Genomic DNA, 15,920 nt, shown 5'->3' on the forward strand with positions numbered 1-15,920 from the left:
ATCCTCAGCCGGATGTTTGCAGTGGGGCAAGTATAGAGCCAGCCACCCGGCGGGCCGCAGTTCATGCCCGCTACGGCAGCGTCTGCCGCACCGACACCGGCAACACCGCGCACCCCTCGCGCAGATAGCGTACGGCGCGCGGCGAGTCGTGCAGCGCCTCGGCGTAGTGGTCAAGCGTGGTCTCCACCGCGACGGCCGGCACACCCCGACTGTCCAGGATGGCGATCAGCCACGTCACGAACTCGGCGAACAGCGAACCGTCGTCGACATAGAGCGCGGCGGCGAGGAAGTCCAGGATGAAACCGAGGTCGCTGACCGTGGAATCCAGCTGGGCAGAGGTGTAGTCGCGGGTGGCCGGCAGCCGCTGCGCCAGATGGGCCAACGCGCTGTCGATCAGCTCCGGGCGACGACGGACCAGGGCGGCGTACTCGTCGTCGGCCAGGTGCGCCAGGCGGGCCGGGATGTTCGCCCGCAACGCCCGCTCGTCGGCGAGCAGCTCGGCGGCGGTCGGCGCGTCGGGCGCCCAGGGCACGCCGAGTCGCCGGGCCCACCGGCCGTCCGTGCCGAAGCCCCGCCCGCCGACGACCACCGGCACGTCCGAGCGTCGGCACGCCTCGATCATCCGGTGCGCGTGCGGCAACCGCATCGGCAGCGCGCAGGCCAACGCGACCGCCTCCGCGTCCTGCCGGTGCAGGTACGACACCAGGTGTGCGGCGGGCACGCTGGCGCCGAGGAAGGCCACCCGCCAGCCCCGCAGCCGCAGCACCTCGGCGACCAGCCGCGCCGGCAGCGCGTGCCACTCACCGTCCATACAGGCCACCACGACCCGGCCCCGGGTCGGGCGGACATCGGCGTACGCGGCCACGGCCGCGACCACCCGCTCGCTGATGTGCGTGGCCGCGTGTTCCTGGGCCACGCTCCACTCGTTACGGGCCCACCGCTCGCCCACCTCCGCCTGCGCGGGAGCGACCAGTTCCAACAGCACCCGGTCGGCGGGCAGTCCGGCGTCGAGCAGCCGCCGGGCCACCTCGATGGCCGTCGTCTCGTCGGCCTCCGCGAGGCAGTGCAGATAGTCCTGGTACTCGCTGACGGGTAGGACACCGGTGGTCGCGACGGTCACGGTGCGGCCGTTCCTTCCTGGCTCACCTCGGCGGGAGTGGGCACCGCGTGCAGGTGCCGGTGCGGGCGCGGACCGGCGCCCGTGGCGCGCAGCGCCAGCACCGCGATGTCGTCGTGGTCGCCCTGGGCCAGCCAGTCGGAGGTGATCTGCTCCACCCGCTCGGCCAGGGCCGGTGCCGGCATCCGGTGGCAATTGGTGAGCGCCTGCGTCAGGCGGTCCGTGCCGAGTTGCTCGTCGCCCCGGCGGCCACCACGTGCCTCGGTCACCCCGTCGCTGTAGAGCAGGCAGGTCTCACCCGGCGCGAGTCGGGTGGAGACCTGACCGACCCGGGGGTCCGGCACCACGCCGATGAGCATCCCGTTGAGCGGCAACTGTTCCACCTCGCCGGAGGAGCGCAGCACCAGCGGCGGTAGGTGGCCCCCGCCGGCCAGGGTCAGCGTCAGACCGCCGTCGCGGTGCGGTCGCACGACACCGAGCACCATGGTGGCGAACCGGCCCTGCCCGTGCGCCAGGGTGGTCTCCAGCAGCGCGTCGTTGAGCAGCCGCAGCAGCCGGGCCGGCTGGTGCTCGATCCGGTGCAGCGCGTGCAGGCACTGGCGCAGCTGACCGGTGAAGACCGCCGCCTCGACGCCCTTGCCGGACACGTCGCCGAGGAAGAAGAGCGAGCCGCCGTCGGGCAGCCGGTGTGAGCCGTAGAAGTCGCCGCCGATGCGCAGCCCACCCGGTGCCGGCCGGTACGCCGTACCCCATTGCACGCCCGCGGTCTCCGGCGGTTCCACCGGTAGCAGGCTGGCCTGGAGGGTGTCGGCCACCTCGGCCTGGTCGCGGTAGAGCCGGGCGGTGGTCAAGGCCGCGCCGGCCCGTGCGGCGAACGCCCCGATCAACTCGCCGTCCTGCTCGCCGTACCAGCGGCTGGCGGCTCGGGCGAGCAGTAGCACGCCGACCGGCTCGTCCCGGCCGGGCAGCGGCACCAGTCGGGCCCCCACGTCGGAGGCGGAGAGCCCGGGCAGCCAACCCGCCTCGACTGCCTGTTCGGCAAGCCAGTCGACGGGGTGCGGCGTGGCGTCGTGCAGTCCCTCGACCACCGCCGGGGGCAGTTCAGCGGCGCTGAGCACGCCACGGTCCACGTTCGGTGTCTCGTCATCGGTCCGCTGTGCCCGCCACCAGCGGGCTCGGCCGGACCGGGGGGCCAACACCAGCACGGCCACGTCGGCCAGGGTCGGCACGGCGAGCCGGACCACCGCCGCGGCGGCCCGGTCGGGGTGCAGCGGGTTGCCGAGCTTCTCGCCGGCCACGGCCAGGAACGCCGATCTGGCCCGCTCGGCCACCAGGGCGTCGGCTCGGTCGGCGCTCTCGCTGACGTCCTCGACGTACCAGCAGCTGCGTCCCGCCGTCAGCCGCACCCGGCGGGCCCGCAGTCGGCGGCCGTGATGGAGGAACTCGGCGTGGGTGGCATCCGGTGCCATCCCGGCGAACCCGGTGAGCGTGCCGCCGACCACGGCCTCCGGCAGCAACTGCCCGGCCAACGGGCTGACGTGCCACAGCACGTCGTCCGGACCGCAGACCAGCAGGCCCTCGCGGAAGTTCTCGACGAGCTCCGGCCAGTCGGCCACGGTCTGGGCCCACGATCGCTCCCGGGCGGCGTCACCGGCAATCGAGCGGGGCATGCTGGGGGACCACGTCGGCGCCCGCGGGACACTCGGCGTGGAGATCAGTCCGTCGCCGGGGTTGAGGTCCCTGACGTCGGCACCAGTCACCAGCTAAGCCCCACTCCTTCTCGATGCCGCACCCGCCGCCAGCGGTATGCCTGTCGCGTCCTGCGCTCCACCCTACGCCGGAATCGGCGCATCGCCACCCGGCGGCTGCGCGACCAGGCCCGCGCGCCTTCGGAAGGCGGTACTGCTCAAGGGTTGTTACGATCCGGCATAACCCCCTGCCCGCCTGCCAGCCGCGGAAGGCGTGATCGAGCTGTCCCACGGTCGAAGATCCGAGATGACGCCGCTGAGCGTGCGTGTTGACCACGCCGATCCCGACATGCCCGTCATCCTGGTCGGCGGAGACCTCGCCTACACCACGGCCGCCCCGCTGCGCGCCGAGGTCGACCGGATCCTGGCAACCACGCCGACCAGCCTCGTGCTCGATTTCGCCGAACTGACGTTCATCGACAGCACCGGGCTCAGCGTCATCGTGCACGCCTGGCGCGAGGGGCAGCGGGAGGGCACCATGCTGCGGCTGCGCTCGGTGCCACGGTTCCTCGAGACCATCCTCGACCTGACCGGAGTCGCCGGTCTGCTCGCCCGGACGAACACCGCCGAGCGGCGCTCGTACGCCCAGTCGGACGGACGGTCCTCCGCCACCGCGTGAGCGAGACCGCGACCGAGATGAAGTGACCCACCCCCGCGACTTGCGCTGAGCCGCCGGGCTGGGAGCATGGAGACATGTCCTCCCCGCTGCTGGCCATCGAGGTCAGCCGGTTCGACGGTGACCGCGCCGAGTTGCGGCTCTCCGGCGACCTGGACTTCGACAGCGCACCTGAGCTGATCAATGCGGTCGCCGAGTTGCGCCGCGACGGCTATCAGCAACTCGTCATCGACCTGACCGGCGTGGGCCTCTGCGACTCCTCGGGGCTGAGCGCGTTCGTGGTGGCGCATCGCGGCGGCTCCGTCCCGATCCGGCTGACCGGAGTCAGCACCTCGCTACGTCAACTGTTGGACCGCACCGGGCTGACCGAGTTGCTGGACCTGCCGTCGGTTGCCGAGGACGGGAGCACCCAGGCGGTGGGCTGAGCGGGCCACCCCCGAGCCGGGGTGGCCCCCGACCCTGGGACCAGGGGTCGGGGGCCGGAGGATGGCTCTAGGGTGCCGGGACCGTAGGTCTGTCGAGCCGTGGTGGTGGCGGTGACTCCGCGTCCTCGGGCGGTCCGGACTCCAGCGTCCGGAACAGGTAACGGACAAAACTCCCACTCGTCGCGTCGTCGGCTCCGGGCCACTGCCCGGCACAGTCGACGCCGATCACCTCACGCCCGGTGCCGTCGGCCTCCTCCAGCAAGGCCCAGAGACTCACCGGGTAGCAGCGGGTGCTCTCGGCGGCCAGTCGCCAGCGGGCGTACCAGCCGGGCCGGGCCGGGACGATCTCGACAATCCGCTTCATCACGACCTTTCCTTCGGCGCGTACCTCGACGAAGTGCTTCGGTCCGCTCCGATCGTCGGCACCACCCGGGTGAGCGTCCCTCACCCGGGCGGGATGAAGGTGCGCACGGCGGATCCGCAGCGGCGCTCGCGGCCCGGCCGCGATCGTTTCGCGCCCGGCAGCGCCGGGAAGGCCACCGGGAACCCGCAGAACCCAGCGGAAGCGAGGTGTCACCATGCGCAAGCAGATGGAGGGCGACAACCAGCGCCGCCGGGCGCTGGCCCGACAGGCCCGGGAGCGCGGCATGCAGGCGGCCGACGCCGGTGCCAGCCTCAGCGCCTCCAAGCAGCTCACCCACCTGGAGCAGAACCGGCGAGCCGGACCCGCGCCCGCCGGCAGCCGCCACAAACCGGACACCACACGCGGCGGGCCCGCTCCCCCGCCGACGGGCGTGCCGGCAACGCCCCGACCTCTGCCGCAGCCCGGCAGTGCGGCGCCCGGAGTCACCGCGATCGGCTACCGGGAACTTGTCGAGGACGTCGTCCGGCGGGCCGGTGTCGACTTCCGCACCGCAAAGGTCGGGGTGGAGTCGACCGTGCTCGTGCTGGCCTCGGCGTTGGAGACGGCCGAACGCGGACGGCTGCTGGCCGCCGTGCCGGCCTCGCTGCACGACGTCGTGCCGGTCGACGGCATCGAGCGACGCCGGGACCTGCCCGGCTTCCTCGCCGAGGTGGGTCGGATCAGCGGTCGCAGCCCGGAACAGGCCCGCTACCAGGCCGAGGCGACCCTGGCCGCGCTCGCCGCGCACGACCAGGACCTGGTCGAGTCGCTACACGTGCCGGACGAGCTGCGGGAACTGCTGAATCCGCCGCCCGTCGGCGGCGGCTTGGTCGGGGCCAGCAGCGCCACCGCGCCGCTGTCCGACGCGGAACTGCGCGACGCCCTGACCGACCTGCCCTACTGGGCACAGGACGGCAGGTCCCTGGCGCGGACCCTGGAGCTGCCGGCGGGCAATCTCGACCGGGTCCTGGACCGGCTCGACAAGCTTCGCGACCAGATCGGCCGCGGACCGCGGATCGGTCGAGCCGACCCGACGACCGCCGTACTCACCGTCAGCTCACGAAACGCCGCAGCGGTGACCGCGCTCGACATCGACCTGGCGCACGCGGTCGACGCGGCGATCGACGAAGCCGGCGCCGGCCTGGCCGGCTGACCAGCGGCGATCGCCCGCTCGCCCGCCCACCCGAGGGCCGGTGGCCGCCAGCCACCGGCCCGTCGGGGTGGGCGTTCGGTCAGCGGGCATGGCTGTAGCTCGGCACCTCGGGTGACGCGCTCTCCAGCGGCACGGCGTGGGCGGGAACGAGTCCGAGCTGCGCTGCCGAACGGGGCAGCGCCGCATCCAGCAGCCAGTCCGCGCTCACCCGCGCCCGGTTGCCCGGCATCGCCAGCAGGTGGTACCCCCGGGTGACCGCCTTCGCCGGCAGGCCGGCCAGCGGCACCTTCAGGGGGTTGGCCGCCGCCTGCTTGCCACCCAGGTCGACCACCCAGCCGAGATCGTGGTGCCGGTACGGGCGGCGCCGGCCCTGCCCGTACGAGGCGGCGATGTTGTGCGCGGCGAGCTTGCCCTGCCGCTGCGCGTGCTGGGCGGTCATGGTGCAGATCTGGCCGGGCCGGGTCAGGTCGGGCACCGCAGCGGCATCGCCGCAGGCGTACACCTCGGGGAAGCCGGGCACGTTGAGGTACTCGTCGACGACCAACCGGCCCTTTTCGGTGCGCAGGCCCAACTGGGCCACGAAGGGATCAGGACGGACGCCCACGCACCAGACCAGCGAACAGGTGGGCACGTAGTCGCCGTCGGTGAGCTTGACCCCGTCGGCGGTGGCGACCGCCACCGAAGTGCCCATCCGGACGTCCACCCCCCGTCGGCGCAGCACCCGGTCCGCGGTCTTCGACATCCGCTCGTCCAACTCGGGCAACACGCGGCCCGCGACATCCAGCAACATCCACTTCGGGCGGACCTTCAGCCGGGGTCGTTGGGCGAGCAGCTCGTCGGTGAAGAGCTGCCCGTGCGCGGCCACCTCGGTCCCGGTGTAGCCGGCGCCCACCACCACGAATGTGGCGCGGGCCTGCCGCTCGGCCGGATCCTCCGCCTGCTCGGCCAGCTCGATCTGCCGGATCACGTGGTCGTGCAGGTAGAGCGCCTCCGGCAGGCCACGGAAGCCGTGCGCGTACTCGGTCACCCCGGGGATCGGCAGCAGCTTGTTCACGCTGCCCACGGCGAGCACCAGCCGGTCGTACGCCAGCCGGTTGCGGTCCCCCTCCGGCTGGGTGAAGCCCACCCAGCGGTTCTGTAGGTCGACGTGATCGGCCTCGCCGACGACCACCCGTACCCCGTCCAGCGTGCCGGTCAACGGCACCGCGATCCGACCCGGCTCCACCACCCCTGCGGCCACCTCCGGCAACAGCGGCAGGTAGAGGAAGTAGTCGGTCGAATTCAGCAGGACGATCTCGGCCCGGTTGCGGGCCAGCCGGCTTAGCGTCCGGGCAGCGTGGTAACCGGCAAAGCCCGCTCCCACGATCACCACACGAGGTTTCGTCATTGTGGCCCGGTTCCCGCACCGAGCCAGGGCAAACGTCAGCGCCGGGAGAGCCTCACCGGGTGGCGCGGCGGGCCAGGGCGGTGAGCATGGTCCGTCGGCCGACCTTCGTCATGCTCCGGTCCCGGCGCTGGTGGGTGGCATCGGGAACTGGAGGAAGGTGGCGCCACGTAGGTCCAGCCAGGCTCGATCCGGCCCGCGGACCAGCCGCATCACCACCTCGACGCAGGTCGGACAGCGGGCGACCAGCCCGGGTGCCGGCGAGTAGACCCGCAGCCCCGCCACCGGGCTGGGCGTGCCGCAGTGGGCGCATCGGCCGGTGGCGGTGCTCAGGTCGACCGCGAACAACTCCCCCAGCGGGCCGTCGAGCATGTTGCCGTCCAGGTACGGCAGCTCGGTCATCGGCGCGTCTCCTCTCAACCGGTCGGGCCGAAACGTTCGGTACGCACCCGCCGGGCCGGGTGACCCAGGCCGACGAGCAGGTCGGACACCGTCTCCACGAAGCCGGTCGGGCCGCAGACATAGACCAGCGGGTCGAGTTCCGGCGGCCAGCCGTGGTTGTTGACGTCGGCGAGACCCAGCCGGTGCGGCTCGCCCCGCCATCCCTCGGGCGCCTCGCGGGTGTAGACGTACGCCACGTCGAGGCCGGCATCGGCGCGGACCCGGTCGCGCAACTCCGCGGCGTAGAACACGTCGGCCGGGGTGCGGACCGAGTAGATCAGGCGGAACGGCACCCGACTGCCGGCCGCCCGCCGCGCGCGGATCATGGCCATCAGCGGCACCACGCCCGAGCCGCCCGCGACCAGCAGCACCGGGTCGGTCTGCTGCGGTCGCCAGACGAACCAGCCGCCGATCGGGCCGCGCACCTCGACCGGGTCGCCTTCCCGGTAGGTGTCGGTCAGGAAGGGCGACACCTCGCCGTCGGGCACCCGCTGCACGGTCACCTCGATCCGGTCGCCGTCGGCCGGCGCGGCAAGCGAGTACGACCGGGCGGCCTGGTAGCCGTCGGGCGCGGTGAGCCGGAGGTCGACGTGCTGACCGGGCAGGTGCGCCGACCAGCCCGGTACGTCGAGCACCAGGGTCTGCGCGGTGGGTGTCTCGGCCCGGCGGGCCACCAGGCGGGCCGGCTGCCACCTCATGCGCCCGGTCAATCGCCCTGGTACCGCTGCTCACGCCACGGGTCACCGTAGTCGTGGTAGCCGGCGGTCTCCCAGAAACCGGGGGTGTCGTCAAGGCTCAACCGGATGCCGCGCACCCACTTGGCCGACTTCCAGAAGTAGAGGTGCGGCACCAGGAGCCGGGCTGGGCCGCCGTGTTCGGCGGGCAGTTCCTCGCCGTCGTAGGTGTGCACCAGCCAGGCCCGCCCGTCGCGCAGGTCGTCAAGCGGAAGATTTGTGCTGTAGCCGCCGTAGGAGTGGGCCAGGGCGTAGTCGGCCGCGGTCTCCACCTCGTCGAGCAGAGTGTCCAGGGAGACGCCCTGCCAGCTGGTGCCGAGCTTCGACCACCGGGTGACGCAGTGGATGTCGACGGTCGGGGTCTCCTGCGGCAGCGCCATCATCTGCGCCCAACTCCACCGGTGTTCGGCACCGGTCTCGGTGGTGATGACGAACTCCCAGGCATCCCGCTCGACCCGCGGCGTAGGGCCGGCGGAGAGGACGGGGAAGTCCGGCGTCAGGTACTGCCCGGGTGGCAACTCCGGCGCCTCGACGCGCGGCCGGCCCGAGAAGCCCGGCGTGACGATGCCCACCGCCAATTCCTACCACGTCCCGGCGTCGCGGCGGGGCCGCGCCGGCGGTCCGTGGCCGAAAGGGCCGCCTCACTGCCGCTCGGTGACGACCTCCTTCGAGCCCGGCACCACGTTGCGGGTGGCCCGCAGGCTGGTGACGGTGACGATAGCCAGCACGCTGACGATGACCAGGAGCGAGATCTCGGTGGGGATCACCGGCACGCCCTCCCAGATGCCGTGCGCCCAGTGCAGGCCCAGTTTGACGCCGATGAAGGCCAGGATGATCGCCAGGCCGTAGCTGAGGTGGACCAGCCGGCTCAGCGCCGCGTGCAGGACGAAGTAGAGCGCCCGCAGGCCGAGCAGGGCGAAGGCGTTTGTGGCGAAGACGAGGTACGGATCCTCGGTGATGCCGTAGACCGCCGGCACCGAGTCGACCGCGAAGACCACGTCGGTGGCGAGCACCGCCACCACCACAAGCGCGAGCGGGGTCAGCGCCCGACGTCCGCCGACCTGCACGGTCATCTTCGTGCCGTGGTACTCGTTGACCACGGGCATGAACCGGCGCAACAGCCGCACCGAGCGCATGTTGGCGATGTCGACCGACTGCTCGTGCCCGGTGAAGGCATCGCGCAGCAGCTTGGCCGCGGTGAAGAGCAGGATCAGCGCGAAGATCAGGAAGGCGAAGTCGAGGGTCTGCAACGCCGCCGCACCCAGGGCGATGAAGATTCCGCGCAGCACCAGCGCGCCGGTGATGCCGAAGAGCAGCACCCGCTGGGCCAGCACGCTCGGCACCGCGAAGGCGGCGAGCAGCAGCATGAAGACGAAGAGGTTGTCGACCGACAGCGACTTCTCGACCAGGTAGCCGGCGAGGTAGTCGATGCCCTCGCTGCGGCCGAACTCGAACCAGATCCACGCCCCGAAAGCCAGGGGCAGGGCTATGTAGAACGCGGACCAGCCGAGCGCTTCCTTCAGTTTCACCTCGTGTGGGCGCCTGGTGACCGCGAAGTCGAGCACCAGCAGCGCGATGACCCCGGCGATGGTGATCGCCCAGAGCGACGGCGTACCTACCGTTTGAAACTCGGCAGCTAGCGACATTTCGGACATGGAGCCTCCTCGAACACCGTGACATGTTCGAGGTCTCCTTCACCCACGTTTTCGTGGGCAACCACCCGAGGCACACTCCGGGGCGCGCCGTACTGACCGGTATGGTTCGTGGGAAGTACTCCCCTCGTGGTGCCTAGATTAGGGCAGCCGAATTCGACCCGCCAGGCGGGGGACGCTGATCACACGCCCCCTCGGCCGGACAGCGCGCCCGGCCGGCAAGTGGCCTCCGGACCTGGCGCGATCCGTCGGGGGCGGAGCAGCCGCAGGCCGGGCATCTCCACCAGCCGGTACATCGCCGCCGACGCGGCCACCGCGACGGCCAGCGCCACCAGCACCACCACCAGTTCGACAAGCAGTGGCCGGCTGTCGCCGACCGTCTTCACCAGCACGCCGAGCACCAGCAGGTGCAGCAGGTAGAACGCGTACGACCACTCCCCCGCCACCACGGCGGACCGGGACCGCAGCCAGCTCCGCCGGCCCTGCACGTCCCCGGCGGCCACGGCGGCGACCAGCAACGCCAGCGGGACGACGGTGCCGGCGACGAGCCGCCACCGCTCCGGCAACCACCAGCTGGCGAGGCAGGCGGCGACGACCAGGGCAGCGATCCGGCCGGCGCCCGCCCACCGGGGCCATCTGCCGCCGCCGACGAGCCGGGCCAGCAGGATGCCGGCGACGAACTCGGGCAGCCGGGCCACGGGAAGCACCCAGATCGCCCAGTAGCGCAGGTCGTCGGGGACGGCCAGGGCGGCAACGGGAACGACCCAGACCAGGGCGAGCACACCGGCCAGCGTGGGCCACAGCGCCCGCTCGGGTAACCGGCGGGCCAACGCCCACAGCGCGGGGAACAGCGCGTAGAAGAAGACCTCGCAGGACAGGCTCCACGCCACCGGGTTCACGCCGAAGTAAACGCCCTCGTTCGGCACCCACGCCTGGAGCAGCAGCAGGGTCACCAGGGCGGTCCCGAGACCGACCGTGGTGCCGGTCACGACCAGCGCGGCGAGGGCGACGGCCCAGGCGGCAGCGTGGTTGGGCCACACCTTCGCCAGGCGGCGTCGCCAGAACCGGCGCACCGGGTCCCCCGGTCGGGTGGACCAGGCCAACACGAAACCGGAGAGCAGGAAGAAGAACGACACGCCGGCTGCGCCCTGCCGGAACAACCACTGGGTGACCGGGGTGTCGACCAGGCCGACGGCCAGCGCGTGGAAACCGAACACGGCGACTGCGGCGATGGCGCGGAGGCCGGTGAGCGATTCAAGGCGGGTTACCGTCGGTGCAGTCACCGAAGCGACGGTAGGGAACCGCAACGACGACGAATATCAGCTATCAGTCACGGCGCGATAGCACAAAGTTAATGATCGGCCGCTTCGTTCGCACCGTCGCTCGGCGGCGAGCGGGTCGGCCGGCCAGGACGACCGTATCGTGATCCGATGACCGCAGAGCTGCCCGCCGGACCACTGGCCGGCGTACGCGTCGTCGAGCTGGCCGGCATCGGGCCGGGCCCGTTCGCCGCGATGATGCTGGCCGACCTCGGCGCGGACGTGATCCGGGTGGACCGGGTGACCGACGTCGCCACCGACGCCTTCGGCACGCCGCACCCGGACCTGCTGAACCGGGGTCGCCGTTCGGTCGGGGTGGACCTGAAGTCGACCGACGGCCGGGAGGTGGTGCTGGCGCTGGTCGGCGCGGCGGACGCGCTTGTCGAGGGCTTCCGGCCCGGGGTGACCGAGCGGCTCGGTATCGGTCCGACCGACTGTCACGCGATCAATCCGGGGTTGGTCTACGGCCGGATGACCGGCTGGGGGCAGCACGGCCCGTACGCCGCCAGCGCCGGGCACGACATCGACTACCTGGCCCTGACCGGCGCCCTGCACGGGATCGGACGGGCCGGGCAGCCGCCGGTGCCGCCGCTGAACCTGCTCGGCGACTTCGGCGGTGGCGGGATGATGCTGGCCCTGGGCATCGTCTCCGCCCTGTACGCGGTGCGCGGTGGCGCCGCCGGCCAGGTGATCGACGCGGCGATCGTGGACGGCGTGGCGGTGCTCAGCACCCAGATCCACGCGCTGCGGCAGCTCGGCATGTGGCAGGACCCGCGCGGGGTGAACCTGCTCGACGGCGGTGCCCCCTTCTACGACACGTACGAGTGCGCCGACGGGCGCCACCTCGCGGTCGGCGCGCTGGAGCCGAAGTTCTACGACGAACTGGTGCGACGCACCGGTTTCCCGTTGCCGCCGGACGAGGCGCCCGACCGCACCGACCCGGCGAACTGGCAGGCGTTGCGCGCGGCCTGGGCACGGCTGTTCCGGACCCGCTCGCGGGACGAGTGGGCGGCCCTGCTCACCGCCACCGACGCCTGCGTGGCACCGGTGCTGGACTGGGCGGAGGCGCCGGACGATCCGCACCTGGCCGCGCGCGGAACCTTCGTGGTCCGCGACGGTGTCGTCCAGCCGGCCCCGGCGCCCCGGTTCTCCGGCACCCCGACGTCGGTACGTCGGCCGCCGCCCTGGCCCGGTGAGCACACCGACGAGGTGCTCGCCGAACTCGGTTATCGCCCGGACCGGGTGACGGAGCTGCGGGCCGCCGGCGCGATCGGCTGAGACGGGACTCGGCCCCCTCGGGGCGCTCAGCCGCGACGTAGCGCCGCGCCGGGCGCCAGGGCCGGTTCGACCAGGTCACGGTAGTCGCGGGGCAGCCGGACGACCAGTTCGTCGAACTCGCCGCCGATGACCGCTTCGCGCAGGGTGCGGAAGACCGCGCCAGCGACGGAACGGGCCGCCGGCTCGCCGATACCGGCCCGGACGGCCACCCGCGCGACGAACTCGGCCGCGCCGAAGCGCTCGGCCGCCTCGGTGTCCGGGGTGGGCCGCAGCGGCGGGCGTAGCGGCTCGGGCAACTGGACGGCGAGATCCAGCACCTCGCCGCCGGTCAGCCGCTCGGCGAGCGTCGCAAGCGTCGCCCGGGTCAGCTCTGCCGCTCGCTGCGGCGAGGTGCTGGTCCGCCGGGCGACGTGGTCGACGAACGTGTCGTAGTCCATCGCCTACCCCCTTTCCGGGCGCGGTTACCCGGCGGGCCGGGGCGAAAACAGCGCCGGGTCTGCGCGCCCGGCCGGATCGGGAACGGCGCCCGATTTTCCGCGCGGCGGTGCGTGACGGGCTCCCGGGTGGGTAACCGCGGCCGGTCGTGGCCGCAGCGCCGCAGCGCAGCCGGGAGGAGCCGACACCATGGCGAGTTACACCGACGTCCTGCAATACCTGTCCAGCCTGGACTTTCCAGCCGGAAAGGACGACGTGGTACGCGAGGCCGAGCGCGAGGGCGCCCCGCCGGACGTGCTGCGTGCCCTGCGCGCCCTGCCACCGGTCGACTACGCCAACGGCGCCGAGGTGGCGCGCTCGGCCGGCATCGAGGCCGCCCCGGAGGTGACCGACGCGCAGGAGGCCGAACGTGCCCGGGACAAGCGTCACAAGCGGGTGTCGCAGCACATCCGGAGCATCTGAGGAAGCGGAAGCCGCGCAGCGGCGGACGGGCCGGCCGGAACCGGCGGACGCCCCGGCCGCGAACCGCGACCGGGGGCGCCGAGTAACCACCTGCCCTGGTGATGTGCTGCGCCCGAACCGGGTCGCGACCACCAGGCGGCCCCACAGCCGCCCGAACCGGGCGGCTGCTGTTACTGCGACAAGCATACGCCACGCCATCAGCCGAACGGCTAGCGGGGGTCAACAAACGTCTACTCCGTCAGCCGCCGCCTGAGCTTCCACTGGCGGGAGCGGCTCAGGTTGGCCGAAAAATGCGACACAGGGTGTCAGGTTTCTGATCGAGGATGGTTCCACCAGCCGGCGTCGGCACTGCACGTGGACCGGCCTTACGAATCACTGAGGACTCGATGCGCGAAACCCCGGAAGACCTCAAGCAGCTCCAAGCCTTGCTGGACTCCTCCCTGTCCCGCTCCACCTCGCATCTGCGCTCGATCGTCGCCGAGCGCACCCTGACCGCGGAGCAGCTCACCCAGGTGCTCACCGGCATGTGCACCCTCGCCCTGTCCACCGTGACGGCGAAGGGTGAACCACGGATCAGCGGCGTGGACGGGCATTTCCTGCACGGCAAGTGGCACTTCGGCACGGCACCCGGCGCCGCCAAGGCCCGCCACCTCGCCGCCCGTCCGGCCGCCAGCGTCGCGCACATGCGTGGCGAGGAGTTGGGCGTGTTCACCCATGGCACGGTGGAGGTTCTCAACCCGCAGGGCAGCGAGCCCGCCCCGGACTGGCCCGACCTGCTCAGGTACTTCAAGGACTTCTACGGCGACGACGCCTTCGAGTGGGACAACGAGGTGATCTACTACCGGCTGCACCCGCACTGGATGACCGTCTACGCCCCGGACTTCGACAAGCTGATCACCACGTGACTGAGCCTTCCTGGGCCGGCTAGGCGGTCAGGTCGGCGTAGCGCCGTTCCAGGTCGACCCGGGCGAGCGCACCGACCAGCCAGGCGAGTCGCTCCGACTCGCCGCCGCCGGCCAGCCCGGCCAGATCCTCGGCGGAGCGGCCCAGCCCGAGCCGGCGGGCCGCGGCCAGCGCCCGCCGATCGGCCACCGGGGCGACCTCCCCCCACAGCGCCTGCACCTCGCGCAGGAACAGGTCGACCACCTGGTCGTCCACCCCCGGCAGCGCGGTGAGCAGCGCCCGCTCGCGGCCCGGGTCGTGGCCGGCCGCCGAGCGCAGTCGCCGCAGGTCGCCCCGGTACCGCTCGACCACGGCGCGGGCCAGATCGCCGAGCAGGTCGGCCAGGGCCTCGACGTCGCCGCGTTGACCGCTGTCGCGCAGCACCCGGACCCGGTCGGCGTGCAGCGAACGGGACAGCCGGGCCGCGCTGTCCCAGCCGGCGTCCGGCAGGGCGTGGGCGCTGTCCAGGGCACGCCGGAAGTCACCCCGGCGGGCGAGCAGGACCGCGAGACAGAGCAGCTGGAACAGGCTGGCCGGATTGTTGGTGACCCGGAAGCCGTACTGCTCGGCGAAGCCTCGGCCACTGCCGGCGAGCCGGCGTACCAGGCGCTTCTTGTCCTCGATTGTGGCAACCGCAGTGGGCATGCCCGCTGTTACCCGCCTGCCCGGCCGACACGCCTGCGGCGGGCAGCCCGGCACAGGTCAGCCGTGCAGACCTCCGGCCCGGTCCCGCGCCTTGAGGCGGGTGGTGGGCAGAGCGGGGGCGGGCAGCGGCGGGTCCGGGTCGGCGGCGACCACGCCGAAACGCCGTCCGGCCAGCCAGTCCTCCCGGGCGGCCACGATCTCCTCATGGCTGCGGCCGACGAAGTTCCACCACATGACGAGCGGTTCGGTGAAGGGCGTGCCGCCGAGCAGCATCAGCCGGGTACCGGGGGTGCCGCGTACGGTGCACTCGTCCCGGCCGGCACCGAGCCAGAGCAGGGCGCCGGGTGTCACCGCCACGCCGTCGGACTCGGCGCTGCCGTCGAGGGCCAGCAGCGCGTACTCGAAGTCGGGGCGCAACGGCAGCCGGACCGGGCCGGCACCGGCCAGCTCCAGCTGCGCGCCGAGCAGCGGACTGTGCACCCGGGCCGGCGAACGCTCGGCACCGAACTCGCCCACCAGCAGGGTCACGCTCAACTCACCGTCACGCCAGCGGGGCAGCTCGGCGTGGTGGGCGAAGTCAGCCGGGCCGGACCGGGCCGGATCGGGCAGCGCCACCCAGAGCTGCACGCCGTGCATCAGCGGCGGATGCTCGGCCGGGGACCGCTCGGAGTGGGCGATGCCGTGACCGGAGGTCATCACGTTCAGCTGGCCGGGACGGATCGGCTGGACGTTGCCGAGGCTGTCGCGATGCAGGATCTCCCCGTCGAGCAGCCAGGTCACCGTCTGCAACCCGGTGTGCGGATGCGGCGGCACCTCCATCCCCGGCCGCTGCGCCACGTCGTCCGGGCCGAAATGATCCACGAAGCACCAGGCACCGACCATCCGTCGGGTTCGTTGCGGCAACAGCCGACGCACCGTGGTGTAGCGGCCCAGCGGCACATCGTGGCCGGGCAGCAGGACACTGCCGGGATCCGCGGTGGCCACGCCGGGCGGACGGGTCTGCGCGGGCATCGACTCGGTACGCTCCACGATCCGACTCTACGGTCCGTCCGGCCCGGCCGCCCGCTCGCCGCCGCACCCGGGCCGCACCGAGACCGGACCCGGACCGGGGCCCGCCCTGGCGCCGGACCGGGGGCCGCGCGGGGCCGGACCGGGCCCGCACCGGT

18 protein-coding genes are annotated in these 15,920 nt (G+C 72.6%); 6 read left to right on the forward strand and 12 right to left on the reverse strand.

Annotation, left to right across the window (positions count from 1 at the left end):
* Nucleotides 1-70: 70 nt before the first annotated feature.
* Both QQG74_RS18555 and QQG74_RS18560 read right to left on the reverse strand, forming a co-directional pair.
* Complete coding sequence (locus QQG74_RS18555; protein WP_341716028.1) at nucleotides 71-1,120, reverse strand: cobalamin-dependent protein; 1,050 nt, start codon at nucleotides 1,118-1,120, stop codon at nucleotides 71-73.
* Nucleotides 1,117-2,877 (reverse strand): PP2C family protein-serine/threonine phosphatase, encoded by a 1,761-nt coding sequence (locus tag QQG74_RS18560; RefSeq protein ID WP_341716029.1) that lies wholly within the window; start codon nucleotides 2,875-2,877, stop codon nucleotides 1,117-1,119. The genes QQG74_RS18555 and QQG74_RS18560 overlap by 4 nt, the downstream gene beginning before the upstream one ends.
* Nucleotides 2,878-3,112: 235 nt before the next feature.
* Between QQG74_RS18560 and QQG74_RS18565 the strand changes: the two genes are divergently transcribed.
* Both QQG74_RS18565 and QQG74_RS18570 read left to right on the forward strand, forming a co-directional pair.
* The gene (locus tag QQG74_RS18565) at nucleotides 3,113-3,484 is read left to right on the forward strand and encodes an STAS domain-containing protein (protein WP_341716030.1); all 372 of its coding nucleotides are present in this window, start codon (nucleotides 3,113-3,115) and stop codon (nucleotides 3,482-3,484) included.
* A gap of 74 nt (nucleotides 3,485-3,558) precedes the next feature.
* Nucleotides 3,559-3,906, forward strand: a complete 348-nt coding sequence (locus tag QQG74_RS18570) for an STAS domain-containing protein (protein ID WP_341716031.1) — start codon at nucleotides 3,559-3,561, stop codon at nucleotides 3,904-3,906.
* A gap of 67 nt (nucleotides 3,907-3,973) precedes the next feature.
* On the opposite strand, the gene QQG74_RS18575 is transcribed toward QQG74_RS18570, so the two are convergent.
* Nucleotides 3,974-4,270, reverse strand: coding sequence for a hypothetical protein (locus tag QQG74_RS18575; protein WP_341721278.1), 297 nt, complete (start codon nucleotides 4,268-4,270; stop codon nucleotides 3,974-3,976).
* Between the two features lie 214 nt (nucleotides 4,271-4,484).
* Here QQG74_RS18575 and QQG74_RS18580 point away from each other — a divergent pair, with 214 nt between their 5' ends.
* Nucleotides 4,485-5,462: a DUF2267 domain-containing protein gene (locus QQG74_RS18580; RefSeq protein ID WP_341716032.1), complete on the forward strand. Its 978-nt coding sequence runs from the start codon at nucleotides 4,485-4,487 to the stop codon at nucleotides 5,460-5,462.
* 79 nt (nucleotides 5,463-5,541) lie between these two features.
* On the opposite strand, the gene QQG74_RS18585 is transcribed toward QQG74_RS18580, so the two are convergent.
* The 6 genes from QQG74_RS18585 to QQG74_RS18610 form a co-directional block, all read right to left on the reverse strand.
* Complete coding sequence (locus QQG74_RS18585) at nucleotides 5,542-6,849, reverse strand: NAD(P)/FAD-dependent oxidoreductase (protein ID WP_341716033.1); 1,308 nt, start codon at nucleotides 6,847-6,849, stop codon at nucleotides 5,542-5,544.
* Between the two features lie 108 nt (nucleotides 6,850-6,957).
* Nucleotides 6,958-7,248 (reverse strand): DUF6510 family protein, encoded by a 291-nt coding sequence (locus QQG74_RS18590; RefSeq protein WP_341716034.1) that lies wholly within the window; start codon nucleotides 7,246-7,248, stop codon nucleotides 6,958-6,960.
* Nucleotides 7,249-7,262: 14 nt separating this feature from the next.
* Nucleotides 7,263-7,985: a ferredoxin reductase gene (locus QQG74_RS18595; RefSeq protein WP_341716035.1), complete on the reverse strand. Its 723-nt coding sequence runs from the start codon at nucleotides 7,983-7,985 to the stop codon at nucleotides 7,263-7,265.
* 8 nt (nucleotides 7,986-7,993) lie between these two features.
* Nucleotides 7,994-8,593: a sulfite oxidase-like oxidoreductase gene (locus QQG74_RS18600; RefSeq protein ID WP_341716036.1), complete on the reverse strand. Its 600-nt coding sequence runs from the start codon at nucleotides 8,591-8,593 to the stop codon at nucleotides 7,994-7,996.
* Between the two features lie 69 nt (nucleotides 8,594-8,662).
* On the reverse strand, nucleotides 8,663-9,676 hold the full coding sequence (locus QQG74_RS18605) for a TerC/Alx family metal homeostasis membrane protein (protein ID WP_341716037.1): 1,014 nt from the start codon (nucleotides 9,674-9,676) through the stop codon (nucleotides 8,663-8,665).
* Between the two features lie 179 nt (nucleotides 9,677-9,855).
* Nucleotides 9,856-10,956, reverse strand: a complete 1,101-nt coding sequence (locus QQG74_RS18610; RefSeq protein WP_341716038.1) for an acyltransferase — start codon at nucleotides 10,954-10,956, stop codon at nucleotides 9,856-9,858.
* Nucleotides 10,957-11,103: 147 nt separating this feature from the next.
* Between QQG74_RS18610 and QQG74_RS18615 the strand changes: the two genes are divergently transcribed.
* Nucleotides 11,104-12,270, forward strand: coding sequence for a CaiB/BaiF CoA-transferase family protein (locus QQG74_RS18615; RefSeq protein ID WP_341716039.1), 1,167 nt, complete (start codon nucleotides 11,104-11,106; stop codon nucleotides 12,268-12,270).
* A gap of 26 nt (nucleotides 12,271-12,296) precedes the next feature.
* Here QQG74_RS18615 and QQG74_RS18620 read toward each other — a convergent pair whose 3' ends face one another.
* On the reverse strand, nucleotides 12,297-12,707 hold the full coding sequence (locus QQG74_RS18620) for a DUF2267 domain-containing protein (RefSeq protein WP_341716040.1): 411 nt from the start codon (nucleotides 12,705-12,707) through the stop codon (nucleotides 12,297-12,299).
* 187 nt (nucleotides 12,708-12,894) lie between these two features.
* On the opposite strand from QQG74_RS18620, the gene QQG74_RS18625 reads away from it, so the two are divergent.
* Both QQG74_RS18625 and QQG74_RS18630 read left to right on the forward strand, forming a co-directional pair.
* Nucleotides 12,895-13,167, forward strand: coding sequence for a DUF2795 domain-containing protein (locus QQG74_RS18625; protein WP_341716041.1), 273 nt, complete (start codon nucleotides 12,895-12,897; stop codon nucleotides 13,165-13,167).
* Between the two features lie 386 nt (nucleotides 13,168-13,553).
* Nucleotides 13,554-14,072, forward strand: a complete 519-nt coding sequence (locus tag QQG74_RS18630; RefSeq protein WP_341716042.1) for a pyridoxamine 5'-phosphate oxidase family protein — start codon at nucleotides 13,554-13,556, stop codon at nucleotides 14,070-14,072.
* A 19-nt stretch (nucleotides 14,073-14,091) separates the two neighbouring features.
* Here QQG74_RS18630 and QQG74_RS18635 read toward each other — a convergent pair whose 3' ends face one another.
* On the reverse strand, nucleotides 14,092-14,754 hold the full coding sequence (locus QQG74_RS18635) for a hypothetical protein (RefSeq protein ID WP_341716043.1): 663 nt from the start codon (nucleotides 14,752-14,754) through the stop codon (nucleotides 14,092-14,094).
* A 57-nt stretch (nucleotides 14,755-14,811) separates the two neighbouring features.
* The gene (locus QQG74_RS18640; protein WP_341716044.1) at nucleotides 14,812-15,783 is read right to left on the reverse strand and encodes a pirin family protein; all 972 of its coding nucleotides are present in this window, start codon (nucleotides 15,781-15,783) and stop codon (nucleotides 14,812-14,814) included.
* Nucleotides 15,784-15,920 lie beyond the last annotated feature (137 nt).

This window comes from Micromonospora sp. FIMYZ51 (genome assembly GCF_038246755.1).
Lineage (GTDB): Bacteria > Actinomycetota > Actinomycetes > Mycobacteriales > Micromonosporaceae > Micromonospora.

Coding starts and splice junctions, on each gene's coding strand:
- QQG74_RS18565 (WP_341716030.1), top strand. CDS start 3,113: ATGACGCCGCTGAGCGTGCGTGTTGACCACGCCGATCCCGACATGCCC.
- QQG74_RS18570 (WP_341716031.1), top strand. CDS start 3,559: ATGTCCTCCCCGCTGCTGGCCATCGAGGTCAGCCGGTTCGACGGTGAC.
- QQG74_RS18575 (WP_341721278.1), bottom strand. CDS start 4,270: ATGAAGCGGATTGTCGAGATCGTCCCGGCCCGGCCCGGCTGGTACGCC.
- QQG74_RS18580 (WP_341716032.1), top strand. CDS start 4,485: ATGCGCAAGCAGATGGAGGGCGACAACCAGCGCCGCCGGGCGCTGGCC.
- QQG74_RS18585 (WP_341716033.1), bottom strand. CDS start 6,849: ATGACGAAACCTCGTGTGGTGATCGTGGGAGCGGGCTTTGCCGGTTAC.
- QQG74_RS18590 (WP_341716034.1), bottom strand. CDS start 7,248: ATGACCGAGCTGCCGTACCTGGACGGCAACATGCTCGACGGCCCGCTG.
- QQG74_RS18595 (WP_341716035.1), bottom strand. CDS start 7,985: ATGAGGTGGCAGCCGGCCCGCCTGGTGGCCCGCCGGGCCGAGACACCC.
- QQG74_RS18605 (WP_341716037.1), bottom strand. CDS start 9,676: ATGTCCGAAATGTCGCTAGCTGCCGAGTTTCAAACGGTAGGTACGCCG.
- QQG74_RS18615 (WP_341716039.1), top strand. CDS start 11,104: ATGACCGCAGAGCTGCCCGCCGGACCACTGGCCGGCGTACGCGTCGTC.
- QQG74_RS18620 (WP_341716040.1), bottom strand. CDS start 12,707: ATGGACTACGACACGTTCGTCGACCACGTCGCCCGGCGGACCAGCACC.
- QQG74_RS18625 (WP_341716041.1), top strand. CDS start 12,895: ATGGCGAGTTACACCGACGTCCTGCAATACCTGTCCAGCCTGGACTTT.
- QQG74_RS18630 (WP_341716042.1), top strand. CDS start 13,554: ATGCGCGAAACCCCGGAAGACCTCAAGCAGCTCCAAGCCTTGCTGGAC.
- QQG74_RS18635 (WP_341716043.1), bottom strand. CDS start 14,754: ATGCCCACTGCGGTTGCCACAATCGAGGACAAGAAGCGCCTGGTACGC.